26 protein-coding genes and 1 pseudogene are annotated in these 26,639 nt (G+C 70.1%); 20 read left to right on the top strand and 7 right to left on the bottom strand.

Annotated features, from left to right (window positions below):
* Window positions 1-60 precede the first annotated feature (60 nt).
* The 9 genes from M878_RS67100 (at window position 61) to M878_RS67065 (ending at window position 7,847) form a co-directional block, all read left to right on the top strand.
* A complete protein-coding gene (locus tag M878_RS67100; RefSeq protein WP_023547642.1) occupies window positions 61-705 on the top strand; it encodes an HAD family hydrolase in 645 nt (214 codons plus the stop codon).
* Between the two features lie 93 nt (window positions 706-798).
* Window positions 799-1,506 carry a VC0807 family protein gene (locus tag M878_RS67095; RefSeq protein WP_023547641.1) on the top strand — a complete coding sequence of 236 codons (708 nt, stop codon included), beginning with the start codon at window positions 799-801 and terminating at the stop codon, window positions 1,504-1,506.
* Between the two features lie 80 nt (window positions 1,507-1,586).
* Complete coding sequence (locus M878_RS67090) at window positions 1,587-2,813, top strand: MFS transporter (RefSeq protein WP_031225147.1); 1,227 nt, start codon at window positions 1,587-1,589, stop codon at window positions 2,811-2,813.
* Window positions 2,764-3,936, top strand: coding sequence for an acetoin utilization protein AcuC (locus M878_RS67085; protein ID WP_031225145.1), 1,173 nt, complete (start codon window positions 2,764-2,766; stop codon window positions 3,934-3,936). The genes M878_RS67090 and M878_RS67085 overlap by 50 nt, the downstream gene beginning before the upstream one ends.
* A 166-nt stretch (window positions 3,937-4,102) precedes the next feature.
* Window positions 4,103-4,918, top strand: a complete 816-nt coding sequence (locus M878_RS67080; RefSeq protein WP_031225144.1) for a phosphatase — start codon at window positions 4,103-4,105, stop codon at window positions 4,916-4,918.
* Window positions 4,919-5,047: 129 nt separating this feature from the next.
* Window positions 5,048-5,260: a helix-turn-helix domain-containing protein gene (locus tag M878_RS67075; protein ID WP_121791081.1), complete on the top strand. Its 213-nt coding sequence runs from the start codon at window positions 5,048-5,050 to the stop codon at window positions 5,258-5,260.
* Window positions 5,261-5,396: 136 nt separating this feature from the next.
* Window positions 5,397-5,495 (top strand): 30S ribosomal protein bS22, encoded by a 99-nt coding sequence (locus M878_RS94395; RefSeq protein ID WP_003948845.1) that lies wholly within the window; start codon window positions 5,397-5,399, stop codon window positions 5,493-5,495.
* Between the two features lie 210 nt (window positions 5,496-5,705).
* The gene (locus M878_RS67070; RefSeq protein ID WP_031225143.1) at window positions 5,706-6,767 is read left to right on the top strand and encodes an NAD-dependent epimerase/dehydratase family protein; all 1,062 of its coding nucleotides are present in this window, start codon (window positions 5,706-5,708) and stop codon (window positions 6,765-6,767) included.
* A 15-nt stretch (window positions 6,768-6,782) separates the two neighbouring features.
* Window positions 6,783-7,847 carry a lysophospholipid acyltransferase family protein gene (locus tag M878_RS67065; RefSeq protein ID WP_023547635.1) on the top strand — a complete coding sequence of 355 codons (1,065 nt, stop codon included), beginning with the start codon at window positions 6,783-6,785 and terminating at the stop codon, window positions 7,845-7,847.
* 57 nt (window positions 7,848-7,904) lie between these two features.
* On the opposite strand, the pseudogene M878_RS67060 reads toward M878_RS67065, so the two are convergent.
* From M878_RS67060 to M878_RS67050, 3 genes and pseudogenes are all read right to left on the bottom strand, one after another.
* A pseudogene (locus M878_RS67060) lies at window positions 7,905-9,121 on the bottom strand (DUF5667 domain-containing protein).
* Between the two features lie 247 nt (window positions 9,122-9,368).
* Window positions 9,369-10,157 (bottom strand): ECF subfamily RNA polymerase sigma factor, BldN family, encoded by a 789-nt coding sequence (locus M878_RS67055; protein ID WP_023547633.1) that lies wholly within the window; start codon window positions 10,155-10,157, stop codon window positions 9,369-9,371.
* Between the two features lie 426 nt (window positions 10,158-10,583).
* Window positions 10,584-11,513 (bottom strand): HAD family hydrolase, encoded by a 930-nt coding sequence (locus M878_RS67050; protein WP_023547632.1) that lies wholly within the window; start codon window positions 11,511-11,513, stop codon window positions 10,584-10,586.
* 118 nt (window positions 11,514-11,631) lie between these two features.
* On the opposite strand from M878_RS67050, the gene M878_RS67045 reads away from it, so the two are divergent.
* The 5 genes from M878_RS67045 to M878_RS67025 all read left to right on the top strand — a co-directional run bounded on the left by M878_RS67045 (window position 11,632) and on the right by M878_RS67025 (window position 17,341).
* On the top strand, window positions 11,632-11,913 hold the full coding sequence (locus tag M878_RS67045; protein WP_023547631.1) for a glutaredoxin family protein: 282 nt from the start codon (window positions 11,632-11,634) through the stop codon (window positions 11,911-11,913).
* 280 nt (window positions 11,914-12,193) lie between these two features.
* Window positions 12,194-12,970, top strand: a complete 777-nt coding sequence (locus tag M878_RS67040; protein WP_023547630.1) for a redox-sensing transcriptional repressor Rex — start codon at window positions 12,194-12,196, stop codon at window positions 12,968-12,970.
* Window positions 12,967-14,661, top strand: a complete 1,695-nt coding sequence (locus tag M878_RS67035; protein ID WP_023547629.1) for a glutamyl-tRNA reductase — start codon at window positions 12,967-12,969, stop codon at window positions 14,659-14,661. The genes M878_RS67040 and M878_RS67035 overlap by 4 nt, the downstream gene beginning before the upstream one ends.
* Window positions 14,658-15,617, top strand: coding sequence for a hydroxymethylbilane synthase (gene hemC / locus M878_RS67030; RefSeq protein WP_031225142.1), 960 nt, complete (start codon window positions 14,658-14,660; stop codon window positions 15,615-15,617). The genes M878_RS67035 and hemC overlap by 4 nt, the downstream gene beginning before the upstream one ends.
* Window positions 15,614-17,341, top strand: coding sequence for a bifunctional uroporphyrinogen-III C-methyltransferase/uroporphyrinogen-III synthase (locus M878_RS67025; protein WP_023547627.1), 1,728 nt, complete (start codon window positions 15,614-15,616; stop codon window positions 17,339-17,341). Before hemC ends, M878_RS67025 begins: the two co-directional genes overlap by 4 nt.
* A gap of 52 nt (window positions 17,342-17,393) precedes the next feature.
* Here the strand turns inward: M878_RS67025 and M878_RS67020 are convergent, their stop codons facing one another.
* Window positions 17,394-17,576: a DUF397 domain-containing protein gene (locus M878_RS67020; protein WP_023547626.1), complete on the bottom strand. Its 183-nt coding sequence runs from the start codon at window positions 17,574-17,576 to the stop codon at window positions 17,394-17,396.
* Window positions 17,573-18,406: a helix-turn-helix domain-containing protein gene (locus M878_RS67015; protein WP_023547625.1), complete on the bottom strand. Its 834-nt coding sequence runs from the start codon at window positions 18,404-18,406 to the stop codon at window positions 17,573-17,575. The genes M878_RS67020 and M878_RS67015 overlap by 4 nt, the downstream gene beginning before the upstream one ends.
* Before the next feature lie 119 nt (window positions 18,407-18,525).
* Here M878_RS67015 and M878_RS67010 point away from each other — a divergent pair, with 119 nt between their 5' ends.
* The 4 genes from M878_RS67010 to M878_RS66995 all read left to right on the top strand — a co-directional run bounded on the left by M878_RS67010 (window position 18,526) and on the right by M878_RS66995 (window position 21,775).
* Window positions 18,526-19,008: an ATP-binding protein gene (locus M878_RS67010; RefSeq protein ID WP_425347933.1), complete on the top strand. Its 483-nt coding sequence runs from the start codon at window positions 18,526-18,528 to the stop codon at window positions 19,006-19,008.
* Between the two features lie 229 nt (window positions 19,009-19,237).
* Window positions 19,238-20,206 (top strand): hypothetical protein, encoded by a 969-nt coding sequence (locus M878_RS67005; protein WP_023547623.1) that lies wholly within the window; start codon window positions 19,238-19,240, stop codon window positions 20,204-20,206.
* 71 nt (window positions 20,207-20,277) lie between these two features.
* On the top strand, window positions 20,278-21,162 hold the full coding sequence (locus M878_RS67000) for a DNA-processing protein DprA (protein WP_023547622.1): 885 nt from the start codon (window positions 20,278-20,280) through the stop codon (window positions 21,160-21,162).
* Window positions 21,163-21,175: 13 nt separating this feature from the next.
* Window positions 21,176-21,775, top strand: a complete 600-nt coding sequence (locus M878_RS66995) for a hypothetical protein (protein WP_245238119.1) — start codon at window positions 21,176-21,178, stop codon at window positions 21,773-21,775.
* A 142-nt stretch (window positions 21,776-21,917) separates the two neighbouring features.
* Here M878_RS66995 and M878_RS66990 read toward each other — a convergent pair whose 3' ends face one another.
* Window positions 21,918-22,910 (bottom strand): phospholipase D-like domain-containing protein, encoded by a 993-nt coding sequence (locus M878_RS66990; protein ID WP_023547620.1) that lies wholly within the window; start codon window positions 22,908-22,910, stop codon window positions 21,918-21,920.
* Window positions 22,911-23,120: 210 nt separating this feature from the next.
* On the opposite strand from M878_RS66990, the gene hemB reads away from it, so the two are divergent.
* Window positions 23,121-24,113, top strand: coding sequence for a porphobilinogen synthase (hemB, locus tag M878_RS66985; RefSeq protein ID WP_031225138.1), 993 nt, complete (start codon window positions 23,121-23,123; stop codon window positions 24,111-24,113).
* 276 nt (window positions 24,114-24,389) lie between these two features.
* On the opposite strand, the gene M878_RS66980 is transcribed toward hemB, so the two are convergent.
* On the bottom strand, window positions 24,390-25,202 hold the full coding sequence (locus tag M878_RS66980) for a DUF4253 domain-containing protein (protein ID WP_023547617.1): 813 nt from the start codon (window positions 25,200-25,202) through the stop codon (window positions 24,390-24,392).
* A gap of 141 nt (window positions 25,203-25,343) precedes the next feature.
* On the opposite strand from M878_RS66980, the gene M878_RS66975 reads away from it, so the two are divergent.
* On the top strand, window positions 25,344-26,495 hold the full coding sequence (locus tag M878_RS66975; RefSeq protein WP_023547616.1) for a hypothetical protein: 1,152 nt from the start codon (window positions 25,344-25,346) through the stop codon (window positions 26,493-26,495).
* The last annotated feature ends 144 nt before the right edge of the window (window positions 26,496-26,639 follow it).

The raw sequence follows: 26,639 nt of genomic DNA, 5'->3' as shown, positions 1-26,639 counted from the left end.
AAAACTTGAGAAAGGCCCACGCCGCATGGCGTGGGCCTTTCTGCGTTTAAGCTCGAATGTATGCGCTATGACCTGGTGATCTTCGACAACGACGGGGTACTCGTCGACAGCGAGCCCATCTCCAACCGGCATCTGGCCGCCTATCTGACCGAGTTGGGCCACCCGACCTCGTACGAGGACTCCATCCGGGACTACATGGGCTCGGCGATGCATCGGATCCATGACCTCGTACTGGAGCGGACCGGTCAGCGGCTGCCTGACGACTTCGATGACCTCTTCCACGCGCGCGTGTTCGCCGCGTTCGAGCGGGAGTTGCAGCCGGTGGCCGGCGTGGACGTCGTACTGGAGAAGCTGGCCGCGGACGGGGTGCCGTACTGCGTGGCCTCGTCCGGGAGCCATGCGCGGATCCGGGTCGGGCATCGTACGACCGGGCTCGACCGGTGGTTCGCGGAGGAGCGGATCTTCAGCTCAGAGGACGTGGGGCGGGGCAAGCCCGCGCCTGATCTCTTCCTGTACGCCGCCGAGCGGATGGGGGTGGCGCCGGAGCGGTGCCTGGTCGTGGAGGACTCTCCGCTGGGTGTGCAGGCGGCTGTGGCGGCCGGGATGACTGTCTATGGGTTCACCGCGATGACGCCGGCGGCGAAGCTGGCGGGGGCCGATCAACTCTTCGCCACCATGGGTGAGTTGGCTGACCTGCTGGTATGACCTGAGCCATCGGTCCCGGTCTGACAATTGTCATACGCACCTCCGGACGATCGTTTCTACTGGCGGACCGCCCGTGGCGGCGAAGCTGAGGGCATGACGAAGAACACGGGGATCCAGAACTTCCGGCCGCTGCTCCTGGACGTGGCCGTGCCGCTCGGCTCGTACTACCTGTTCAAGGACGCCTTCGGGATGAGCACCTTCGCCTCCCTCGCCTGCAGCAGCGTGGTGCCGGCGGTGCGGACCGTGTGGGGCCTGCTGAGGGAGCGCAAGACCAACGGTCTGGCCGGTCTCATCCTGGTCGTCAACGTCGTCTCGCTGCTGCTGAGCTTCGTCTCCGGTGACCCGCGGCTGATGCTCGCCAAGGACAGCGGGGTCAGCAGCGTCGTCGCCTTCGGGATCCTCGCCTCCGTCTGGCTGGGCAAGCCGATGATGACCGCGGGCATGAAGCCGTTCCTGGTGAAGGGGGACGCGGAGAAGGAGGCCGCCTGGGAGCGGCTCCTGTCCGGGGCGTCGGACCGGTCCGCGGCCTTCCGGAGCAAGGAGAAGGCGTTCTCGGTCGTCTGGGGGCTGGTGCTGCTCGCCGAGTGTGTGGCCCGGGTTGTGGGCGCGTACACCATTCCCGTGGACACGATGGTGTGGCTCGGCAGTGTCTGCCTCACAGGCGCGATGGTGATCGGGTTCGTGGTGAGCGGTGGGCTGGCCGCCGGACCGATGGAGAAGATGCTGGCCGCCGAGGTGGAGGACGGCAAGGCCACCCAGCAGGAGCAGCCGGAGCAGTCCGGACTGGCCGTCGCCGCGTGAGACCCGGTCGGTCAAGCTGAGGGAAATTCATCTTTGGCTGGATCTACCCACAGGTAGCCCGGGGCCCTACGCTCGCCGCCATGACTGATGTGCTGCGGCGCGGCAGGGCCTCGCTGGCGTTCAGCTTCTTCGCTCAGGGCGCCACCTTCGCGCTGCTGGTGACGCGCATCCCGGCCATTCAGGCCCGGTACGGGGTCTCCGACGCGCTGCTGCCGCTCTTCCTGGCCGCCGTACCGGTCCTCGCCGGGGTCGGCAGTGTGACCACCGAGCAGTTGGTGAAGCGGATACGGCCCAGTCGGCTGCTGCGCTGGTCCCAGCCGGTGGTGTTGCTGGCGCTGCTCGGTGCCGGGGCGGGTGGGCGGATCGCCGGGCTGGCGGTGGCGCTGGGCGCGTTCGGGCTGGCCGTGGGGGCGCTCGACGCCTCCATGAACATGCTCGGGGTGAGCCTGCAGCGGTCGTACGGGCGCAGCATCATGCTCAGCTTTCATGCCGCGTACAGCCTGGGCGGGATTCTGGGCGCCTCGCTGGCGTGGGTCGGGGCGCACTGGCATCTCGCGCTGTGGGTGTCGTATCTGCCGGTGGTGGTCGTGCTGCTGCCGGCGACGCTGGTGGGGAGCCGGTGGTACGTCGACGGCGATCCGGCGCCCTTGGGGGAGGAGCGGGGTCAGGGCACAGGTGTTGTCTTCAAGCTGCTGCTGCCGCTCTGTCTGGTGATGACCTTCGCCTATATCGGGGACTCGACGGTCTCCAACTGGAGCGCGAAGTATCTGAAGGACGTGCTGGGCAGCTCGGAGCAGCTGGCGACCGTGCCGTACAACGTGTACATGGTGACCACGCTGCTGGGGCGGGCCATCGGGGACTTCGGGGTGCGGCGGTTCGGGGCGGTGGCGGTCGTACGGCTCGGGACGCTGGTGGCGGCCGGCGGGTTCGCGGTGGTGGCCTCGGCACCCGGGGCGTGGGTCGGGATGATCGGGTTCACTCTGCTGGGGCTGGGGTTGTGTGTGCTGGTGCCGCAGACGTTCGCGGCGGCGGGGCGACACGCTTTTGAAAATCACGGTCCGGGGGCTTCGGACGCGGCCATCGCGCGGCTCAATATTTTCAATTACGTGGGTTTTCTGGTCGGTTCGCCGTTGGTGGGGGCTCTGGGGGAGGCGTGGAGCTATCGGGGGGCGATGCTTGTGCCGATGGTGTTGGTGCTGGTGACGTTGGTGTACGCCAGGTCGTTCGCCGCTCAACCGGACCGATACGGTGGCGGGCATGAGCGGCCGCGCACAGCTGATGTGGGACGAGGCAGTAACGGGCTATGACTTCGGCCCGGACCATCCGATGGATCCGGTCCGGCTGGCGCTGACCCGGAAACTGGTGGGTGCCCTCGGGCTCGACCGGGAGGTGGCGGTCGTCGCGGCCAAGCCGGCCGGTGAGTCGACGCTGCGGCTGGTCCACCGGGAGGACTACATCGATGCGGTGAAGGCCGCGTCGGCCGATCCGGCAGGGGCGCGGGGGGAGTACGGGCTCGGTACGGTCGATGATCCCGCGTTCGCCGGGATGCACGAGGTGTCCGCGTTGATCGCCGGGCAGTCCGTGGGGGCGGCGGAGGCGGTGTGGCGGGGGGATGCCGAGCACGCCGTGAACTTCGCGGGCGGGCTGCATCATGCGATGCCGGGGGGTGCGTCGGGGTTCTGCATCTACAACGACGCCTCGCTGGCCATCGCCCGGCTGCTGGAGCTGGGAGCCGAGCGGGTCGCCTATGTGGATGTCGACGTGCATCACGGGGACGGGGTGCAGGCGGCGTTCTGGGAGGATCCGCGGGTTCTGACGATCTCGCTGCACGAGCATCCCCGTACGTTGTTCCCGCAGACCGGGTGGCCGGAGGAGGTCGGTGCCGGGGCCGGGGAGGGGTCCGCCGTGAATGTGGCGTTGCCGGCGGGGACCGGGGACCCGGGGTGGGTACGGGCGTTTCACTCGGTGGTGCCGGAGCTGCTCGCGGAGTTCCGGCCGCAGGTGCTGGTGTCGCAGCACGGGGCTGACACGCACTTCGAGGATCCGCTGGCGCATCTTGCCGTTTCGCTGGACGCGCAGCGGGCCGTGCAGGTGGCGTGTCATGAGCTGGCGCACGAGTACGCCGGGGGGAAGTGGGTCGCGTTGGGGGGTGGGGGGTACGCGGTCGTGGATGTCGTGCCCCGGTCGTGGACGCATCTGGTGGGGATCGCGGCGGGGCGGCCGGTGGCGCCGGAGACGGTGATTCCTGAGGGGTGGCGTCAGGAGGTGTTCGCCCGGACTCGGCAGTTGGGGCCGCAGCGGATGACTGATGGGCGGTGGCCGGTGAGTTGGGCGTCGTGGGATGCGGGTTACGACCCTGCGGATCGGCTGGATCAGGCTGTGCTGGCCACTCGGCGGGCCGTGTTTCCGCTGCGAGGGCTTCTGCCGTAGCGCGGCGCGGCTGGTGCTGGGCGGGTGGCGGCGCTTGCCCGCGCCGCCCCAGCGGCACGACCGCCCGCAGCGGCACTGCGAAGCCGACGGCGCCCATTACGCCAACTGTGCGCAATTCCCCCGGTTTCGTCCCGCACCTCCTCCCCGATGCGTCACCATCGCATCCGTGTCGACCAGCGGAGCTCTACGCGCGCATCTGCTGGCTGTTCGGCTTGCCGGGGAGGTGGGGACCTCTCGGGAGGACAGTCTGCGGAGTTATCGGCTCTTCGCCGCCCGGGATCCCCGGGTGTTGATCGGGATCGATCCTGAAGGGGCCTGGGGGCAGCCGGATTTACTGCGGCTCATGGCGGAGAAGTGCGGGGTTTCGGCCGATCCCGGGCACACTTCGGGACCGGATGTGATCGATCCGGAGCGGACGCTGGCCGCGCTGGACGCGTTCGCGGGTCGGATCCGGGAGGCGGCCAGGCGGGGCGCGCCGGTGCTGTTCGGGACCGGGCATCCGCAGCGGCTGCTCGGGTTCTACGCCGGACTCGCGGACGCGCTCTCGGCGGCGGGATGTGACGTGCTCACTCCGGCGCAGGGTCGCTGTGTCGACATATTGACCCGGTTCGGTCTACGTACGTGTGCGGTGGACTACGCACGAGGAGTCGGGTTGGTGCGGGAAACCGACGGTGGGCGCCCCGGTTGTGAGCCGGGCGTGCACTGTCATTCGCCGCTGCCGGTTCGGGTCGTGCTGGAGGCCGCGGCGGAGGGCGGCGGGCCGTTGCCCGAGCTGGTCGTGGGGGACCACGGCTGGGTCTGCGGTGCTGGTCAGCTGGGGTTCGAGGCCATCGGTCTGGCCGACACCGATGATCCGGCGCTGTTCGTGGGGGAGGCGGAGGGGCGCGTGTCCGTCGCCGTTCCGGTTGATGACGCAGTGCGGTCTGCTCACTACCGGCCGCTTACCCGCTACGTACTCAAACGAGCATGTCTGTCACAGTAGGCCTGCGATGGGTGCACCTCTTCCCCACTTGCATCACCCGCCCCTACATTGGGGAGTGAGCACGCAACGACGAAGAGTCACCGGAAGGGGAAGCCGGTGGCCGTCGAGTGCGGAAGGTTCAGGTGTGTCATGGCTGCAGCTGGCGAGAGGCCTCTGAACGAGGTTCAGTTCCTTACCGTGGCGGAAGTCGCCTCGGTGATGCGAGTGTCGAAGATGACCGTGTACCGCCTGGTGCACAGCGGTCATCTGCCCGCGATCCGGGTGGGGCGGTCCTTCCGCGTCCCGGAACAAGCGGTACACGAGTACCTCCGTGACAGCTATGTGGGGGTGGAGACTGCCTGACGGCGACCCTCGGGTTACCCCGGGGTACCCCCTCGATTACGACCTGGGCGCTCGGTTGGGTAGGCTAGCCCCTCGTAGGTCGTGTGGGCCCATGGCGCCCAAACAACCGAGTGATGAGAAGTGAGCGAGGGTAGTCGTGGGCTCTGTTATCAAGAAGCGGCGCAAGCGGATGGCCAAGAAGAAGCACCGCAAGCTGCTCAAGCGCACGCGCGTTCAGCGTCGCAACAAGAAGTAAGCGGCGCGCGAGAGCGTGTCGGCGCTGTCTGTGGCCTCCCATCGGTACTGGTGGGGGGCCACAGGCATATCCGGGTACTCGCACGGTCGTACCCGGCATATTCCGATCAGTGAATTTCCGTCACTTCGTGCATCGGGTGGTCATCACAGCGCAACATCAACCCGCTAAGTTGGCCGCACACACGGCGGTCGTAGAAAGAAGGCGCTGATCTTGGGGAAGGTCGTGCTCGTCACCGGAGTGGCCCGGCAACTGGGCGGCCGGTTCGTGCGGCGGATCCAGCGGGATCCTGAGGTCGACCGGGTGATCGCCGTGGACGCGGTGCCACCGGCGCACCATCTGGGCGGGGCGGACTTCATCCAGGCCGACATCCGGCTGCCGACGATCGCCCGGGTGCTCGCCGAGACGGGCGCCGACACGGTCGTCCACATGGATGTGACGGGCACGGCGCTGGGCAGCGGCAGCCGGGCCACGGTCAAGGAGACCAACGTCATCGGCACCATGCAGCTGCTCGGCGCCTGCCAGAAGTCGCCGACCGTGCGGCGGCTGGTGGTGAAGTCCAGTACGAACGTCTACGGCTCCGCACCGCGCGATCCGGCCGTTTTCACCGAGACGACCCCGCCCAAGTCACTGCCGAGCGGCGGCTTCGCGAAGGACACCGTCGAGGTCGAGGGGTATGTGCGCGGGTTCGCCCGGCGGCGGCCGGACGTCGCGGTGTGCGTGCTGCGGTTCGCCAACATCCTCGGGCCGGCCGCGGACACCCCGCTCGCCTCGTACTTCGCGCTGCCGGTGCTGCCGACCGTGTTCGGCTACGACCCGCGGCTGCAGTTCGTGCACGAGGACGACGTCGTCGAGGTGCTCAGGATCGCCTCGCACGAGCCGCGCCGGGGCACCCTCAACAGCGGCACGTTCAATATCGCCGGGGACGGTGTGCTGCTGCTCTCGCAGTGCTCCCGGCGGCTCGGGCGGCCGACCGTGCCGCTGCTGCTGCCCGCCGTCACCTGGGCGGGTTCGCTGGTGCGTACGCTCGGAATGACGGACTTCTCGCCGGAGCAGATCCGGCTGCTCACGCACGGGCGTGTGGTGGACACGGTCCAGATGCGCGAGACGCTGGGCTTCACGCCCAGGTACACGACGGCGGAGACGTTCGCGGACTTCGCCCGGGGCCAGGGTCCCGGGCTGGTGCCGCCGGAGGCCCTCGCGGGGGCCGTCGACCGGATCGCCGCGCTGGCCGCGGGGGGCGGCGGCCGGACCACGACGCACAGCGCCAACTGAGGAGAGCGGCACACGATGGCGGACGCCAAGGTCATTCCGTTCGACGACGACCGGTCCCGCGGGGGCGCAGCTCAGCGCCCGGCGCGGCGCCGGAGCACGGGCAGCCGGCGCGGCTCCCTCGGCGAGGCCGGGGAGCTGGGTGAGGTCCAGCCGCTGCCGGGCCGGGTCCGGGCGCAGGAAGATGGGCCTGTGAGCCGTGAGGAGGAGCCACTGGAGCGGTCGGGTGCCGACGGGCCCGGCGGGGGCCTGGAGAAGCGCGTGGCGGCCGGGCTGGCCTTTCTGCGGCGCCGGCTGACCGGGGACTACGACGTCGACGACTTCGGTTTCGACGAGGAGCTGACCGACCAGGTCCTGATGTCGCTGCTGCGGCCGGTGTACGAGAAGTACTTCCGGGTCGAGGTGAAGGGCATCGAGAACATCCCGGCCGAGGGCGGGGCGCTGATCGTCGCCAACCACTCGGGGACGCTGCCGCTGGACGGGCTGATGATGCAGGTGGCGGTGCACGACCACCATCCGGCCGACCGGCATCTGAGGCTGCTCGCGGCCGACTTGGTCTTCGTGCTGCCGGTGGTCAACGAGCTGGCCCGCAAGCTGGGGCACACCCTGGCGTGCGCGGAGGACGCGGAGCGGCTGCTGGGTCAGGGTGAGCTGGTCGGGGTGATGCCGGAGGGCTTCAAGGGCATCGGGAAACCTTTCAGCGAGCGGTACAAGCTGCAGCGGTTCGGCCGGGGCGGCTTCGTCTCCACGGCCCTGCGGCAGGGGGCGCCGATCATTCCGTGCTCGATCGTCGGGGCGGAGGAGATCTATCCGATGCTCGGCAACGCGAAGACGCTGGCGCGGCTGCTGGGCTTTCCGTACTTCCCGTTGACGCCCACGTTCCCGTGGCTGGGGCCGCTCGGTGCGGTTCCGCTGCCGACCAAGTGGACGATTCAGTTCGGTGAGCCGATTCCGACGGACGGGTATCCGGCGGAGGCCGCCGAGGATCCGATGCTGATGTTCAACCTGACCGATCAGGTACGGGAGCAGATCCAGCACACGCTGTACAAGCTGTTGGTGCAGCGGCGGTCGGTGTTCTTCTGACGGTGGGGGGCACCCCGCTCGGGAAGGGTGCCCCCCACCGTCATAGCCGTATCGGTGTCAGTGTGTGTCCTCGCCCTCGATGCCGAGGCCTGGCAGCAGGCCCGGGAGGAGGGGTGGGATGGTGACGTCCGGGGTGGTGGACGGGGGCTTGGTGGTGGACGGGGTGCCGCTGCCGGGGCCGGTCTTCGGTGGTTCGAGCAGGCCGCCCGTGTCGCCGCCGATGAGGCCCACGCCGCCGCTGCCGCCCGCCGTGCCGCTCGGGTCGCCGGTGCTCGGGTGCTTGCCGGAGGACGGGTTGTGGCCGGAGGCGCTGGGCGGGGTCGACCGGTGGCCGCCAGAGGTGCCGTTGCTCGCCGAGCCGGAGCCCTGGTGCTTGCCGTCGCCGCCCTGGGCGGGCGACTGCGGGAGCAGCGACTGCAGCGGGGCGACCTCTTGGTCTATGGCGTCGAACACCGACGACACCTGCTGTTTGACGTCGCCGAGCTGCACGGGCAGCTTGCCGCTGAGCACGCTCCAGGCTTCGCGGTGGGCGCGGGAGAAGGTGGACAGGGCCTGGATCGGGCCGAGCGAGCCGGGGTCGGCCTCATAGGCCTCGTGGAGCAGGCGGTGGCCCTCGGTGACGTCGCGCTGCATGCCGGAGAGCGTGCGGCGGATCTCGCCGATGGACTCGTGGTCCAGGTGGCCGCTGCGGCCGCGTTCCATCAGCCGACGGGCCTCGCTGAGCCGGGTCGAAGCCTGGTCCAGATAGGTCTGGCCGCGTGCGTCGTCGCCGTCGGTCAGGTAGTTGAGCTTGAAGTCCTCGATGCCGCGTTTGAGGCCGTACAGCGAGTCGCCGGGCAGGGCGTCGGAGCTGGCGGCGGCGACCCCGCCGAAGGCTCCGGCGGCCACGCCGACGCTGAGCCCGCCCGCGGCGAGGCCCTTGGTCAGCCGGGAGCGCGGGCGGAGTTTGGCCAGCGGGCTCGCCCGGTGCGCGCCCTTCTGTCTGGGTACCGATACGTCCGCCGCCCCGGTGCCCTCCTGGAGCATGGCCTCCATCGCGGCCACCAGTTGGGCGCGCTGCACGACCTTGACCTCGGGGTCGAGCTGCGGCTTGGCAGCGCACCGAGGTCCCCGGCGAGGGCGAGGAGTTCGCCCCGCTCGGTCTGTTCCTCGGCGGTCGGCGGGCAACCCGCCGGGCTTACGGACTGCTCGGCCGCCGTGTCCCGGTCGGACAGCTCATCCAGGGCCTGGGCGAAGGCGTTCGCCCGCCGGTGTGCCGATACGTTCGCGATCACTGGCGGCACCTCCTCTCGTCATCACGGTCGACTCCCCAGGGGGTCCTGAGGGTTGCACGCCCGCGACCACTTCCACACGATCGAGTGATCAGGGTCGGCCAGACGTGACCACAGGGAGCCTGTATCCCGCACAACGACTGGCGCGGCACTTGGGTTACGGACGGCGGATGACCGGATCGGAAAGGCAACGAGCCATCACGGAACGTGAGTTGAGCGTCGCCGTGTGTGGTGGGGCGCGGGCTGTGGCTCAGCGCGCGTCGTCCGGCAGAAGCCGGGCCAGGGTGCGAACGGCGCGGTACTGGAGGGTCTTGATGGCACCCTCGTTCTTGCCCATGACGCGGGCGGTCTCGGCGACCGAGAGGCCCTGCAGAAAGCGGAGCGTCACACACTCCTGCTGCTGCGGGTTGAGGCGGCGTACGGCGTCGAGGAGCGCGGCGTTGGAGAGCGACTCGAGGACGGAGTCCTCCGGGGAGCGCTCGACCTCGTTGGCATCGAGCATCTCGCCGGTGGTGACCTCCAGCCGGAAGCGACTGGACTTGAAGTGGTCTGCGACGAGGTTCCGGGCGATCGTCACCAGCCAGGCGCCGAAGTCGCGGCCCTGCCAGGTGAAGGTGCCGATCCTTCTGAGCGCCCGCAGAAAGGTCTCGCTGGTGAGGTCCTCGGCCGTGGCCCGGCCGCCGACGCGGTAGTAGATATACCGATACACCGTGTCGCTGTACTGGTCGTACAGTCGGCCGAAGGCCTCGGCCTCGCCCGCCTGAGCGCGTTCGACCAGGTCCATCATCCGGGCGCTGTCGCTGTCGGCGGCCGGGCGGCGGGCGGTGGTGGCTGCGCCCGCGCCGGCGGAGCGCCCTCGTCTGCCGACGGCGGCACTGCCGTCGGCCAGCGCGTAGCACGGGCCGGTGGGCGTGGCGGCGGCGAAGGCGGGGACGGCGTACGCGGTGGGGACGAGGCCGCGCAGCGTCTCTTTGACCGTCGCGACTGTTGCGCGCAGCGTAGCCAGGCCCGAGGCGTCAACCCCGACGTGTGGGTACACGGGACTCCCAGAGGCAGAGCTTCCATCACGTGCAGTGCGGGACCGTTCACCCGTCGTAGCGACGGAGAGGTACCGGTTTGCGTCTGAGGAGAATAACGCTTCGTGCAGGCACTGCTACACCGAGTTGCTCAAATCATCGATTGCGTCGCTTCTGTTACCGGTTGACGGCCTATCAAGTGCCCTAGCCTGATCGGTTGTTGATCGGAAAGGGGCTAGTTTCGGCGAGGTACGGGGCGTGTTGAAGTGGCCGCGGCATAATCCGGGCGCGCGGGACTGCTGCTGGACGAGGGTGGGGCGCTGCTCGCTGTGAGGTGCGGCTGCGGCTCCCCCAGGGGCGCGGGGAACTGCGTGATCAGCACAGGCGGAGCCGCGGTCGGCGGATGGCCTCCACCGCTACGGCGCTGAGCCGTGTCCGCCCACTCGGACTCAACGGCGACGCCGGCTCAGGGCGATCGCGGCAGCAGTGCCACCGGCGACCGCGCCCACGCCCGCCGCCGCCGGGATGCCCACCTTCGCCGCCTTGCGGCCCGTGCGGTAGTCGCGGAGGCGCCAGTCCTTTTCGCGGGCGTGTTTGCGGAGCTTGGCGTCGGGGTTGATGGCGTAGGGGTGGCCGACCAGGGAGAGCATGGGGATGTCGTTGTGGCTGTCGCTGTAGGCCGCGCAGCGGGAGAGGTCCAGGCCCTCGGCTGCCGCCAGGGCGCGTACCGCCTCCGCCTTCGCCGGGCCGTGCAGCGGCTCGCCGACCAGCTTGCCCGTGTAGACGCCGTCCACCGACTCCGCCACCGTGCCCAGCGCGCCCGTGAGGCCGAGGCGGCGGGAGATCACCTGGGCGATCTCCACCGGGGCCGCCGTGACCAGCCACACCTTCTGGCCGGCGTCCAGGTGGGCCTGGGCCAGGGCGCGGGTGCCGGGCCAGATGCGGTCGGCCATGTACTCGTCGTAGATCTCCTCGCCGATCGACTCCAGCTCGGCGACCCGGTGGCCCTTGACGATGGACAGCGCCGAGTCACGGGCGTCCTGCATGTGCTCGGGGTCCTCGACGCCGGCCAGCCGGAACCAGGCCTGCTGCCAGGCGAACCTGGCGAGGTCGCGCGTCTCGAAGAACTTCCGCTTGTACAGGCCCCGGCCGAAGTGGAACAGCGCGGCGCCCTGCATCACGGTGTTGTCGAGGTCGAAGAACGCGGCCGCCTTGTCGTCGCCCGGCACCGGGAACTCCGGTTCCGCACGGGTGACCTGCGGAGTTTCCTGCGCTTCCTGCGAGGACTTGCGGGCAGCCTCCGCCGAGGCCTCGCCTGCCAACACGCTGCGCGCCGTGGCGGAGCGCCTACGGGGGGTGAGCCATCCGAGAGCGGCCATGTCGTGAGCATAGCCAGTTTGTTCGGTGCTTCCTCGGTCGCCGGGGTTTGAAGGGTGTGAACTCTCCGCGACCGGGCCGTTAAAGGGCTGATCGGAAGGGTGTGGGGCAGGCGAGAGAATGGCCGGTATGAGTCCACTGTTCCGGCGCAAGGCCGACCCCCGCGAGCGGCTCGTCACACTGATCCGCAAGCCCGGCTGTCATCTGTGCGACGACGCACAGGTCGTGATCGAGAAAGTCTGCGGCGAACTCGGTGTGACCTGGGAGCCCAAGGACATCACCGAGGACCGCGCCCTGCACGACCAGTACTGGGAGCAGATCCCGGTCGTACTGATCGATGGTGAACAGCACACCTTCTGGCGCGTGAACGAGGAGCGGCTGCGCCGGGCACTGACCGACTAGTCCAAACCGGCCCGAAAGTCGCTTAGGATCGACGGCGGTTTGATCTCGGGGGCGGGATTCGTGAGGAGAGTGTGCGGTTTTGCCCCCAGTAACGAAGGAACGTCGGTGCGTATGCGCCGGTTCCCGGCGCGGGCGCGAAAGGTGCGTGACCCCGGTCACTTCTGCCGGGCAAATCGGACACCATCTTTGTGCACGCGTTCACAAAGACATAGCCTGCTGTCGACGGGGCGGTCTGGGGACGTATGACCGCCTGCAGCCCCGCTCTACCCGCAGGAGCACCGTGGCAACTGGCCGAACACACCGACCGGCGACCCGTAGCCGAGGGATTCCCGAGGCCACCGTCGCCCGGCTTCCGCTGTACCTCCGAGCCCTGACCGCACTGTCGGAGCGCTCGGTACCCACGGTCTCCTCCGAGGAGCTCGCGGCCGCGGCGGGGGTCAACTCCGCCAAGCTGCGCAAGGACTTCTCGTACCTGGGCTCCTACGGAACGCGCGGTGTCGGCTACGACGTGGAGTATCTCGTCTACCAGATCTCCCGTGAACTCGGCCTGACCCAGGACTGGCCGGTTGTCATCGTCGGTATCGGTAACCTCGGCGCCGCCCTGGCCAATTACGGCGGGTTCGCCTCCCGTGGCTTCCGGGTCGCGGCCCTCATCGACGCCGATCCGGCGATGGCCGGAAAGCCGGTCGCGGGCATTCCGGTGCAGCACACGGACGACCTGGAGAAGATCATCCGGGACAACGGCGTGTCCATCGGTGTCATCGCCACCCCCGCCGGCGCCGCCCAGCAGGTCTGTGACCGGCTCGTGGCCGCCGGGGTCACCTCCATCCTGAACTTCGCGCCGACCGTGCTGTCCGTCCCGGACGGTGTCGACGTACGCAAGGTCGATCTCTCGATCGAACTCCAGATCCTCGCCTTCCACGAGCAGCGCAAGGCCGGCGAGGAGACCGCCATGGAGACCGCCGTGGGCGACGCCGCGCTGCCCGTCGCCGCCACCCGTGGCGACTCCACCGAGCAGGGGCCCGACGGGGACGTACCCGCCGTGATGCCGGCATGAGTCTCCTCGTCGTCGGACTGAGTCACCGCAGCGCGCCGGTGAGCGTGCTGGAGCGGGCCGCGCTGAACGCGGACGCCCAGATCAAGCTGCTGCAGGACACGGTCGCCGCCGAGCCGGCCACCGAGGCCGCGGTGCTCGCCACCTGCAACCGCATCGAGCTGTACGCCGATGTGGACAAGTTCCACGCCGGTGTCGCCGAGCTGTCCACGCTGCTCGCCCAGCACAGCGGGGTGGGACTGGAGGAGCTCACGCCCTATCTGTACGTCCATTACGAGGACCGGGCCGTCCATCACCTCTTCTCGGTGGCGTGCGGGCTCGACTCGATGGTCGTCGGCGAGGGCCAGATCCTCGGGCAGATAAAGGACTCGCTGGCCCGGGCGCAGGAGCTGCACACCGCCGGCAAGCTGCTGAACGACCTGTTCCAGCAGGCCCTGCGGGTCGGCAAGCGCGCCCACTCGGAGACCGGCATCGACCGCGCCGGGCAGTCACTGGTCACCTTCGGCCTGCAGCAGCTGGCCGTCGGCGGAGCCGTCGAGGACTGGGCCGCGGGCAAGAAGGCGCTGGTCATCGGTGCCGGGTCGATGTCCTCGCTGGCCGCGGCGACGCTGGCGCGGGCCGGGGTCGCCGAGGTCGTCGTCGCCAACCGCACCTTCGAGCGCGCCGAGCGGCTCGCGCAGATACTGACCGAGGCCGACGACAACGCGGTGGCCGCCCGTGCGGTACGGATGGACGCCGTACCGGACGAGCTGACACGTGCCGACGTCGTCGTCTCCTGTACCGGGGCGACGGGCCTGGTGCTCAGGGCGGAGGCGGTCGCGCACGCGGTCGAGGGCCGTACCGGGCAGCCGGTCGTCACCGGACCCGCCGACAGCGGTCGTACGACCCCGAAGGCCGCCGTCGCCCCGCTGCCGCCCACCAGCGTCGGCAGCGACGAGAACTGCCCGCTGGACCTGGCCGCCGTACAGCCCGGCTTCTCCGTCATGGGCGAGGCCGCCGTCGCCGGTATGGACGCGGCCACGCTGGAGCAGCACGCGGCCTGGGTCGCGGGCGGGGCCGTCGACCGCCGGGAGCGCCGTACGCCCGAGGCGGACGCCGAGCTGATCACCGCGCTCGCCGCGACCGCCGCCACGGTGGGCCGGATCCCCGAGCGGCGCAAGCCGGAGCCGGTGGCCGAGCGCCCCGCGCCCGTCTTCTTCCTCCTCGACCTGGCCATGCCCCGCGATATCGACGCGGCCGTGCACCGGCTGGCCGGCGTGCGGCTGGTCGACATCGAGTCGCTGGCGGAAGCTTCCGCCGACGCCCCGATGGCGGCCGATGTGGACCAGGTCCGGCGTATCGTCTCCGACGAGGTCGCGGCCTTCGGCGCGGCACAGCGGGCGGCGCACATCACGCCGACCGTGGTCGCGCTGCGCACCATGGCCGCCGACGTCGTCGCCGGTGAGATCGCGCGGCTCGACGGCCGCCTGCCCGACCTGGACGAACGCCAGCGCGGCGAGATCCGCCAGGCTGTGCACCGGGTCGTTGACAAGCTGCTGCACGCGCCGACCGTACGGGTCAAGCAGCTCGCGGCCGAGCCCGGCGGTGCCGGGTACGCGGACGCGCTGCGCACCCTGTTCGACCTCGACCCCGAGACGGTCGCCGCCGTCTCCCGGGCCGGGGACAGCACAGACAAGAAGGACCGACCGGCATGACTGACAAGGCACTGAGACTGGGGACCAGGCGGAGCAAACTCGCCATGGCCCAGTCCGGTCAGGTGGCGGAGACCGTCCGCCAGGTGACCGGGCGGCCCGTCGAACTGGTCGAGATCACCACATACGGCGACACCTCCCGCGAGCACCTGGCGCAGATCGGCGGCACCGGCGTCTTCGTGACGGCACTGCGCGACGCGCTGGTGCGGGGCGAGGTCGACTTCGCGGTTCATTCGCTCAAGGACCTGCCCACCGCGCAGCCCGAGGAACTGGTCCTGGCCGCGATACCGCAGCGCGAGGACCCGCGGGACGTGATCATCGCCCGCGACGCCCTCAAGTTCACGGACCTGCCGCGCGGGTCGCGCATCGGCACCGGTTCGCCGCGCCGCATGGCGCAGCTGAACGCGTACGCCCGCACCCACGGTCTGGACATCGAGACGGTCCCGATACGGGGGAATGTGGATACCCGAATCGGGTATGTGCGGGACGGCGAGCTGGACGCCGTCGTGCTCGCCGCGGCCGGACTGCACCGGATCGGCCGCATCGACGAAGTGACCGACTTCCTGTCGGTCGACACGGTTTTGCCCGCCCCCGGCCAGGGGGCACTGGCGATCGAGTGTGCCGCGGACAACGCGGACCTGATCGCCACGCTCGGCGAGCTCGACGACCCGTTCACCCGGGCCGCCGTGACCGCCGAACGGTCACTGCTCGCCGCCCTGGAGGCCGGCTGCAGCGCCCCTGTGGGCGCGCTGGCCGACCTGCTGGCCGACGGGCAGATTGTCAAGGAAATGCGCCTGCGCGGCGTCGTCGGCACGACCGACGGCACCCGCATGGTGCAGTTGTCCACCACCGGTTCCGTGCCCCAGACGGAGACCCAAGCGTTGGCACTCGGTCGCGAACTCGCGGCCGAGATGCTCGCCCAGGGCGCGGCCGGTCTGATGGGGGAGCGAGCACATTGAGCCCCACCGCCCTTCCTGCCGCCGGTCCTGAACACGGGCACGTCACCTTCCTCGGTGCCGGACCCGGAGATCCGGGACTGCTGACTCTGCGCGCCGTGGAGGCGCTGTCGAACGCGGACGTCCTGGTCGCCGAGCACGAGGTGCTCGACGTGATCCGGACGCACGCCCGACAGGGCGTCTCCGTCGTACAGACAGACGTCGCGCCGACGAATACAGCCCCTTCTTCGGTCTCGCCGCCGGGCACGGGCACGCCCCAGCTGACGGTCGTTGACGGCACGTCAACAACCGCCGCTTTCCCGGCCGCTGCCCGGGATGCCGCTCATCTTGTCATGGAGGCTGCGCGGGGCGGCAGGCGGGTCGTCCGTGCGGTGTCCGGGGACCCGGGACTTGATACGTACGCGGCCGAGGAAATGCTCGCCTGCGCCGCCGCCGGGGTGCCCTTCGAGGTCGTCCCGGGCGTCGCGGCCGCGGTCGGAGTGCCCGCGTACGCCGGCGTGCCGCTGCGGGACGCGCAGGGCGCAGACGTCCGGTTCGTGGACGCCCGTACGGCCTCGGACCGGTGCTGGACCGAGGTGGGCGCCTCCGACGGCACGGTCGTCGTGTCCACGACCCTGGACGCGGTGGCCGCGGCGGCCGGTGAGCTGGTCTCGGCGGGCCGCAAGCCTGACACCCCCCTGTCGGTGACGATCGCCGGTACGACGACCCGCCAGCGCACCTGGACGGCGACGCTCGGCACGATCGCGCAGACGCTGAAGCAGGCGAAGGTGCTGCCGTCGCCGGACGGCGGGCGGCCGGTCATAGCCGTGGTCGGCGAGCGTTCCGCCGCCGCCCGGCGCGACCAGCTGTCGTGGTTCGAGTCCAAGCCGCTGTTCGGCTGGAAGGTGCTCGTGCCGCGGACGAAGGAGCAGGCGGCGTCGCTCTCCGACCAGTTGCGGTCCTACGGCGCGGTGCCGCACGAGGTCCCGACGATCGCGGTGGAGCCGCCGCGCACGCCCCAGCAGATGGAGCGGGCGGTCAAGGGCCTGGTCACCGGCCGCTACGAGTGGATCGCCTTCACATCGGTCAACGCGGTGAAGGCAGTACGGGAGAAGTTCGAGGAGTACGGCCTCGACGCCCGGGCCTTCGCGGGTATCAAGGTGGCCGCGGTGGGCGAGCAGACCGCGAAGGCGCTGGTGGCTTTCGGCGTGAAGCCGGACCTGGTGCCGAGCGGTGAGCAGTCCGCGGCGGGTCTCCTGGAGGACTGGCCGCCGTACGACCCGGTGTTCGACCCGATCGACCGCGTCTTCCTGCCGCGCGCGGACATCGCCACGGAGACCCTGGTCGCCGGTCTGATCGAGCTGGGCTGGGAGGTGGACGACGTCACCGCCTACCGGACGGTCCGCGCCTCGCCTCCGCCGGCCGACACCCGCGAGGCGATCAAGGGCGGCGGCTTCGACGCCGTGCTCTTCACGTCCTCGTCGACGGTCCGGAACCTGGTCGGCATCGCGGGCAAGCCGCACAACGTGACGGTGATCGCGTGCATCGGCCCGGCCACGGCGAAGACGGCCGAGGAGCACGGGCTGCGGGTGGACGTCATGGCGCCGGAACCGTCCGTGCACAAGCTGGCGGAGGCGCTGGCCGACTTCGGCATGAAGCGGCGCGCTGCCGCGGTGGAGGCGGGGGATCCGGTGACCCGGCCGAGCGAGCGGCGGCCGGGGGCGCGGAGGCGTCGTACGACGACGTGAGGTGTGGCGGAGTGCTCCTTGCTGGGGGCACTCCGCCGCGCTTTTCGCCCGCTCAGTGTTCCGAGGCGTACGGCAGGAAACTCGCCCAGGCGGCGGGGGCGAGGGCGAGGCGGGGGCCGGTGGGGTTCTTGGAGTCGCGGACGAGGATCTGGTCGGGGACGGTTGCGACCTCGACGCAGGACGGGCCGTCGTCCGAGCTGTAGCTGCTCTTTATCCACTTCAGCTTGGGGCTCATGTCTCTCCAAGTACTTTGTCGATCAGGGCCAATGACTCCCGTGGCGTGAGAGCCTGCGCTCGGATGATCCCATAGCGCATGTCGCCGACGGTGGTCTCCTTGGGGTTGCAGAACACGCGGCTGATGAACGCTGCTTCGCTCAGTGCCACGGTCGCCCCGTCCTTGAGTTTCAGCAGCCGGAAGGGGCCGCCGAGCCCCGAGTTCTCCTCGCTGCCGAGGGGGAGGACTTGCAGGTCGATGTTGGGCAACCGGGCCACCTCCAACAGTCGTTCGAGCTGCCCGCGCATGACCATCTTGCCCCCGATCGGCCGCCGTAGCGTCGATTCGCACAGCACAAAACTGAAGAGTGGCTCGGCCGTTGCGGTGCTGATGATCTCCTGACGAGCGAGTCGTGCGGCCACCTGTCGCTCCAACTCATCCACCGTGAAGGGCGGTCGCCGGGATCCGATGACGGCCTGCGCGTACTCCCGGGTCTGGAGGAGCCCGTCCACAATCGAGTTGTTGTAGGAGCAGATCTCCACCGCCTCGGCTTCCAGCCGCTTCACGTCCCGGACCTTCTTCGGGTACCGAAGCTCCGCCACGTCCTGCTTCATCGCCGCGATCTTGCCGCCCGCAGCCAGCACCTCATCCGCCGCGTCCAGATACTCCGGCCGGGGAATCCGCCGCCCCCGCTCCACCGAGGAAACCAGCTCCTCCCCGTAGCCGATGGCCGCCCCGAACTCGGCCTGGGTGAGACCGGCCGCCTCTCGCCACAGCTTCAGCTGCCGCGAGACCGTACGGATCACCGCCCCGGCCTCGTCATCCTCCAGCCCCGCGTCCCAGTCGCTCACGTTCGCTGTCCCTCCCGTCACCAGTCACCCCGTACGGCCCGGACGCAACCGGACACCACACGGACAGCCCCCGTCCGCACGGGCTGCCGTTCTTCACAGGCTAAGCAGGCTCGGACACGCTGAGTGACGTGAACGAGCAAATCTCCACCCTCCACGTCTCGGCGCGCCAGTTCTGCGTCCCTCTTTCCGCGACCCGGCGCGGCGCCCGCCTCGGCCGGCTGCTCGCAACTGAGCAACTGCGCTCCTGGGGGCTGCCGTTGGACCCCGCTCGGCTGATCGTCGCCGAGCTGGCGGCGAACGCCGCGTTGCACGGCCGAGTTCCCGGCCGGAGCTTCCGGCTCGCTCTCGCGGTGACGGCCGAGGGAGTTCTGCGCATCGAGGTCACCGACACGCGTGGTGAGGCACTGCCCGTTCCGCAGCCCGCCGCCACCGTACCGGCCGAGTGTGGCTACGGCCTGCTGCTGGTCGAGGAGTTGGCGGACCGCTGGGGTGTGCGGCACGGACCGGTGCCGCGCAAGACGGTCTGGGCGGAACTGGATCCGGCGACCGGCGCCGGGAAATACGTGCTCCGGTCGCACGCGGGCCGGGGCTGCGGGCGGTAAAAGACCAAAGAACCCTGGGAGAAAACCAACCAACCAAACCAAACCCCGCGTAGGTCACCCGACCGGGTGAATGCGGTCGATCCGGCTGGCGCGGCGGCGGCTCGGGCATGCAGTCTCACCCCGAGGCATATGCGCCTCGCAAGACACAACCCCCATACATGCAACGGCCCCCGCCGGGACGGCAATCCCAGTGCGAGGGCCTGACCAACGAGGAAGCAGACCCTTCCCTATGGCTGAGAAGAAGCCTAACGCTGCCCTGCGCCCGATTCACGGTGTTCGGCGATCCACCACCCACTCCGGTGTCACCCACGTACGCACGTACCAGTCCGGTCAGTACGTGGTCGTCGGCAACCACCTCGCCCAGCACCGGGAGCTGTCGCTGACCGCCATCGGACTCGCGACCCACATCCTGTCGGTGCCCGAGGGCACCCCCGTCGACATCCGCAGCCTCGCCGACCGCTTCCCCGAGGGACGGGAGCGGATCGCGTCCGCGCTGCGCGAGCTGGAGGCGCACGGCTATCTGGCGCGGGTCCGCGAGCACACGGAGTCAGGCCGCCTGGTCACACGGACGTACGTCCACCACACCCCCGTCCCGGATCGCGCCGCCGCCGTCGCGCCCTTGCGCGTGGCCGGGCGTCCGGCTCGAACGACTGGTACCCGTGACCGTCGGCCCGAGGCAGGCAGGGGGGTAACGGAAACGCCCAAGGAGGACGACCAAGCGCCCCACCGGGACACGCTCGAACCCGAACCCGAACCCGAAGCCGGGTCGAAGGAGCGCGGCCCCCGTGACCGGCATCACGACAGGGCCGTCGCCCTCCTCGCGGGCCTGCGCCGCACCGACGAACGCCTCGCCCTCTCCCAGCGGCAGGTGGACCGACTCGCTCCTGCCGTCGTCGCTTGGTTCGAGGCGGGGGCGACGGAGACCGCCGTTCGCCGCGCGCTGAGTGCCGATCTCCCTGAGGACATGCGGCACCCGGCCGGTGTGCTCGCCTACCGGCTCGATGCGATGTTGCCGGTACCCCTCCCCGCCCTCCCCGCGCCCTCACCGATCAGCGAGGGCGAGGCCGGTGCCACCCGGCGTGATCCGCTCCAGAACTGCGACGGCTGCGAGCGCGCCTTCCGCGCCCCACGCCCCGGCCGTTGCCGCGACTGCCGTGCGGACCGGACGGTGCCGCGCGAGGCGGTATGTGTCGCATGAGCCTGCTGTACCGGCCCGTTGCCACTGCGCAAGCCGCCCGCCACAGGGGGAGCCGTTCCTATACTTGCCGCATGGACCAGGAACTGGAGCGAGCCGCTCTCGTCGCCCTGCTGCGGCGCGGTGATCGCCTGTGGTCCGAGGTCACCGACCAGGTGGAGACGGTCGGCAGCGCCCGGGATGTTCTTGAAGACTCACTCGATCTCTCGGGACAGGGAGCGCTCTTCGGCGCCGGGCCCTCTGTCGATCTGGAGAAGGTCGCGGCGGAGATCGCCGACTGGGATCGTGAGGGCATGCGGCTGGTCACGATCCTCGACCATGACTATCCGCTCTATCTGCGGCTGGTCCATCAGCGTCCCCCTCTCCTCTTCCTCCGGGGGACGACGGCCGACGACGACCTGCGCGTCGCTGTCGTCGGCACCCGCACGCCCACTCCGGAGGGCGTCGCCCACGCCCGTGCGATCGCGGGTGGTCTCGCCGAGCGCGGTGTCACCGTCGTCAGCGGGCTGGCGGCAGGCATCGACACCGCCGCGCATGGCAGTGCTCTGGCCGCCGGTGGCCGAACCGTCGCCGTGATCGGTACCGGTCTGCGCCACGTCTACCCGGCTCAGAATGCACGACTCCAGCGGGAGATCGCCGAAAAGGGGCTGCTGATCTCGCAGTTCTGGCCGGACGCCCCTCCCTCGAAGACGTCCTTCCCCATGCGCAACGCGGTGATGAGCGGTTACAGCCTGGCCACCGTCGTGATCGAGGCCGCGTACCGCAGCGGTGCCCGGATGCAGGCCCGACTCGCGCTGGAGCACGGCCGCCGGGTGTTCCTCATGCGCTCGCTGATGTCCCATGAATGGGCGAGGGAGTACGCCACCAGGCCCAACACGACCGTCATCGACGGCCCGGAGGACGTCTTCCGCCACCTCGACTCCCTCGTCCCCACCACGGGCGAGCTGACCTGGACCTGACCGGCGGACCAGCGTGGCAACCGTCGTCGGGCTATCCGCCCGCTACGCCAACTTCCTGGTCCACCCGCTGCTGCCCGGCCCGGGCGTGTGCTGGGTCTGCCGAGGTCCCGCCAAGGTCGGGTATCGAACCTGTCTGCGGTGCAACGAGGCCGCCAAGCTTCTCGGAGCGGGAATGGCTGACGCCGTCGTTCCTGTCAGCCTGGCCCTCAAGGGCGAGCAGTACGCCAACGAACTCTGGCGCTACAAGAATGCGGCGGGACCTCAGCAGCAGTACTTCCGCATGGGGCTGGCGGCCGTTCTGTGGCGTTTCCCAGCCATGCACGAGAAGTGCATCAGGGCTCACTGCGCAGTGTCCTCCTTCGACATCGTGACCACGGTGCCCAGCACCAGTGGGCGTACGACACATCCCCTGCGTGCTTTGGTCGCTGAAATGGCCGAGGTCACCCGGGGCCGCCACCGCGACCTGCTCGCCCCGACACCGGAGGCGGTCCACCTGGGCCGGGCGGCCTCTTCCAGGCGCTATGCGTCAGCGGCACTCCGGGGCGAAAACGTCCTGCTCATCGATGACACTGGGCAACCGGCAACCACGCGCAGTCCGCAGCAGCCGCGCTGAAAGCGGCCGGTGCCGACAGTGTGGCTGTCGTGGTTCTCGGTCGCCACCTCAACGTCGACTACGGCAACACGGCTGAGCACTCCTGACCAGGGCTGCGCGAGGTCGAGCGGGCGGTGGAGCCGCCCGCTCGACCGTTCCACGGCTACGCCGCCGTACCGCCCGCGTAGTCGCTGTCGAACGTCGTCTCGATCGTGCTCGCCACCGGCTGGGCCACGCCCGTGCCGGTCAGGATGATGCCCAACTCCCTGTTGTTGCTCAGGGAGTTGCTGCTGATGTTCATGGAGCCGGCCTCGACCTCCTGGGTGGACAGGCCGTAGTCGGCGACCATCGCCTTGGCGTGGATGTAGAAGCCGTTCGGGTCGGAGTAACCGACGACCGTGCCGCCGGCGGCCTCGATCTCGGAGACCTCGCTGGAGTAGCTGGAGGGGTTCTCCAGGACGACCCGGACCTGCACGCCGGCCTCGGCACGGGCCACGATCGCGTTGACCACCGTGCTGTCGCTGAACTCCAGCTCCTCCACGTCCAGCGTCGTGGTCGCGGAGTTGATGAAGGACACCAGGCGGCTGCGCGAGTCGGTGGGGGACCACAGGAGGTGGTCGCCGTCGGTGGGGGTGACGGACGTCGCCGTGTAGTCGGCGTTGAAGACCTTCTCTATCGCCGTCACATCCCTCGTGTCGTCGGTGAAGACGCCGTAGTCGCGGCCGGTCGTGTAGTACTGCGAGGTCAGATTGCCGGTCAGGATCAGGGACTTGGTGCCGTCGACCGTGATCGTCTTCTGGTGGGTGTAGACGTAGGCGGAGGACGACCAGACCACGCCTATGCCCGCGTTCGTCAGGGACGTGTACGCCGAGTTGTTGGCGGTCTTGTGCTGGCGGTCGAGGATGACGCGGACCGTGACGCCCTTGTTCTTCAGGGCTATGAGGTCGTTGACGGCCGTGGTGTCCTCCAGCTCGTACATGGTCATGTCGAGTGTGCTGGTGGCCGAGTTGATGAAGTCGTAGATCGTGGGCTGGCCGCCCGTCTGGGAGAAGGCGAACGCCGAGTAGCTCGCCGCGTTCGCGGGGACGGCGGTGGTGACGACGGCGGCGGTGGCGGCGAGGGCGACGGCCGCACGGGTGAGGACCTTCCGCAGCATGCGTGACTCCTGGTGGGGATGCGTGGTGGGGATGGGCGCCGTGGGAGGTGGCGCGTGCATGACACCACGCGCGTAGAACGATGGGGAGTCGTGCGGATCCAGGGACGGCCAGGAGAGCGCAAAAACTTTCTATGGAGGTGCCGCTGTGCCCCCATCGGGCCGACAGGGCGTCGGCAAAGGCGCGGGCCGGGCGGGCGTAGCGTAGAGGGCATGACGAAGTACGGATCGTTTCCCGGTACCCGTCCCCGGCGGCTGCGGACCTCGCCCGTCATGCGCCGCATGGTCGCCGAGACGCGACTGCACCCGGCCGACTTCATCCTCCCGGCGTTCGTCCGGGAGGGCGTGAGCGAGCCCGTGCCGATCGCCGCCATGCCCGGTGTCGTCCAGCACACCCGCGACAGCCTGAAGAAGGCCGCGCAGGAGGCCGTGCAGGCCGGTATCTCCGGCATCATGCTGTTCGGCGTGCCGGAGGAGGGCAAGAAGGACGCACTCGGGACCCCGGGCACCGACCCGGACGGGATTCTCCAGGTCGCCATCCGGGACGTGCGCGCCGAGGTCGGCGACGACCTGCTCGTCATGTCCGACCTGTGCCTGGACGAGACCGTCGACCACGGGCACTGCGGGGTGCTGGACGCCGAGGGCCGCGTCGACAACGACGCGACCCTGGAGCGGTACGCCGAGATGGCCCAGGTGCAGGCCGACGCCGGAGCCCATGTCGTGGGCCCCAGCGGGATGATGGACGGCCAGATCGGCGTCATCCGCGACGCGCTCGACCAGATCGGGCGCGAGGACGTGGCGATCCTCGCCTACACCGCCAAGTACTCCTCCGCCTTCTACGGCCCCTTCCGCGAGGCCGTCGCCTCCTCGCTCCAGGGCGACCGCAAGACCTACCAGCAGGACCCCGCCAACTGGCGTGAATCCCTGCGGGAGTTGGCCCTGGACCTGGAGGAGGGCGCGGACATGGTCATGGTCAAGCCGGCCGGGCCGTACCTCGACATCCTCGCCCGGGTCGCGGACGCCGTGGACGTGCCCGTCGCCGCCTACCAGATCTCCGGCGAGTACTCGATGATCGAGGCCGCCGCCGAGAAGGGCTGGGTCGACCGGGACCGGGCCATCTTCGAGACCCTGACGGGTATCAAGCGGGCCGGGGCACGGAACATCCTCACGTACTGGGCGACGGAGGTCGCGCAGAAGCTCCGCTAGGGCCTGTCCGGCGGCTCAGGGCACGGGAAAGCGACGGTGCCTGATCGGCGCAGGTGAGCGGGGGCGATGGGGGAGCGTCCAGCTGCGAGGCGGACGGGCCCGAGCGCTCCGCTCCCCGCCTGTGCTTCGCCACCCAGGCACCGGAGGAGATCACGGAGGGGCCGTGCAGGCTGGGGCGGGGGCTCGGGGGCTGAGCGCCGGAGCGGGCCGGCCGCACCGAGAGGGACGGCTCGGCCCGACCGGGAGGGATGGCTCAGCTCCGCCGGGAGGGACGGGTCAGTCCCACCAGAAGGTCCAGGTGGGGACGCCGATCAGGCTCTTGGCGTAGGCCCGCAGGCTCGCGCTGCCCTGGGTGATGTTGTCCGGGCAGAAGGCGAAGTGTTCGGCGGCCAGGGCCTCCGCGTCGGCGAGCGTGGCGGGCGGGGCCGCGACGGACACCACCAGGGTGTCGAAGCCGAGCCCCACCACCCGTATGCCGAAGCGGTCCTCCCATGAGCGGAGGACGGCGCACAGCCGGGCCACGTCACTGTCGTGGTTCAGCGGACCGGACCAGCCGATCGCCGCGGGTATGTCGGCGGACCGGCGGGCCGGGACCAGGGCGAGGCGCGCCTCCCGGAACCACTGGGGCGGGGCGTCCGTGAGCGAGTCGGCCACCTGGGCCGCGCGGGTGTCGGCACCGGCCGTCGGGGTGAGTGCGGGCGCGAGTCCCGGCCACGCGGCCCCGAACGGCTCGACCTCCTCGCCCCAGCCCTCCTCCGTCCAGTCCTCCCAGTACTCGGCGAGGACGTCCTCGGCGTCATGATCGCCCGGGTAAGACATCAGCCGGGGCATCAGCTCCCACTCCGCGGGCCCGCCCTGGCCGCCTCCCGCCTCCACGAGCACCGGCAGCAGACCGGCGCGCGCCGCAGGAACCCCCAGCGCCTTCCAGGTGCCCGGCGCGGCAGGCTTCTCCGCGTGCCACAGCAGAGGCTCGTGCCAGGGGCCGTCGTCCGTCAGATCGACCAGTCTGCCGGGTGGCAGCTGAAGCCCCAGGGAACGGCCGCTGGGGTCGGTGGCCAGCTTGGGCAGCGGGTTGGGAAGAGTCGCCATGACCGTGACTGTAGAGGCCGCCACTGACAACGCCGTTGGCCCGCCGCCCCGATGAACCGGCACCCGCCGAACCCGCTCTTACCAGATGATGCTGTGATGGGGGCGGGTGACGGTGGTTGACGGGTGTGGGAAGGACGGAACGTGCTGAACGGGCGTTACCCGGTGCGGTGGCACATCGTGCTGCTCACCCTGTGGACGGCCATCTGGTTCTTCGTGGCCGAACGCCATGGCGCCATTTCCTGGCACTATCTGAGAACCGGCGAGCAACTGCTCTTCGGCCAGGCGTCCGGCGGCGGCCTGGCCCTCTACGCCAACCACCCCGACCTGCAGATCGGTCCCGTCAGCTTCATAGTCGCCGGACTCTTCGCGCCGTTCCCCGCCGCCGTCGGTGAGAAACTCGCTGACGCGTTCATGTCCGGCCTTGGCCTGTACATGCTGGTCCTGATCGGCCGCGCCGCCGCCGACTACAACCGGGGCACCGGCCTCAACCACAAACGCCTGCAACAGCGCGTCCTGATCGCCGGAGCCGCCTTCATACCCATGTGGGTCGAGGTCTCGGTCCGCTTCGCCCACCTCGACGACGTCCTCGCCCTCTTCTTCACCACGCTCGCCGTCCGCGCGCTGGTCCGTGGCAACGCGACAGCGGTGGGCGTCTTCCTGGCCCTGGCGGTCGACTCCAAACCCTGGGCCGTGGGCTTCCTGCCCCTCCTTCTCGCCGTACCCCGTCCGGCCCGGCTGCGCTCGGCGGCCTGGGCCTTCGGCCTGGTGGCGGTGGCCTGGCTGCCCTTCTACCTGACCCACCTGGACACCCTGCAGGCGGCCCGCTTCACCATCCCCAACCAGCCGGCGTCCTCGCTGCGCTGGTTCGGAGTGAACGACCCCGCGACACCACCGTGGGACCGCCCCGCCCAGATGGCCCTCGGCCTGGCCCTGGGCGCGCTGGCGGTACGCCGCAACCGCTGGCCGGCGGTGGTCTTCCTGGCGGCCGACGCGCGCATCATGCTGGACCCCAGCGTGTACACGTACTACAACGCCTCGGTGCTCCTCGGCACGCTCCTCTGGGACTCCATCGGCCAGCGCCGCCTGGTCCCCTGGGTCAGCTGGATCGCCCTCATCTCCCTCTACGGCAGCGCCCTCGTGATCCCCTCGGACGCCACCCGGGGCCTCATCCGGCTGGCCTTCTGCATCGGATCGGCGGCGTACGTCCTGCTCTGGCCGCAGCGGGCGCCTCGCGGCAGACGGGGCCGACCGTCACGCCGCGAGCCTGTCGACGGCGACCTCATCAGAAGCTGACCGCCTCGCCTGCACGCCGGGTGGGGCCGGCGGCTCGCGGGCGGTGGGCGGGTGCGGGTGGCCCTGGTGGCGCGGACCCGCCGTCGGCGGCTTGCGGCTGTGGGGGCCTCACGAGGTGCACGACAGCGGAACCGGTGCTCCCGA

This window comes from Streptomyces roseochromogenus subsp. oscitans DS 12.976 (genome assembly GCF_000497445.1).
GTDB lineage: Bacteria > Actinomycetota > Actinomycetes > Streptomycetales > Streptomycetaceae > Streptomyces > Streptomyces oscitans.
The sequence above is the reverse complement of the archived record's forward strand: the minus strand, read 5'-3'. Positions and strand labels throughout refer to the sequence as shown.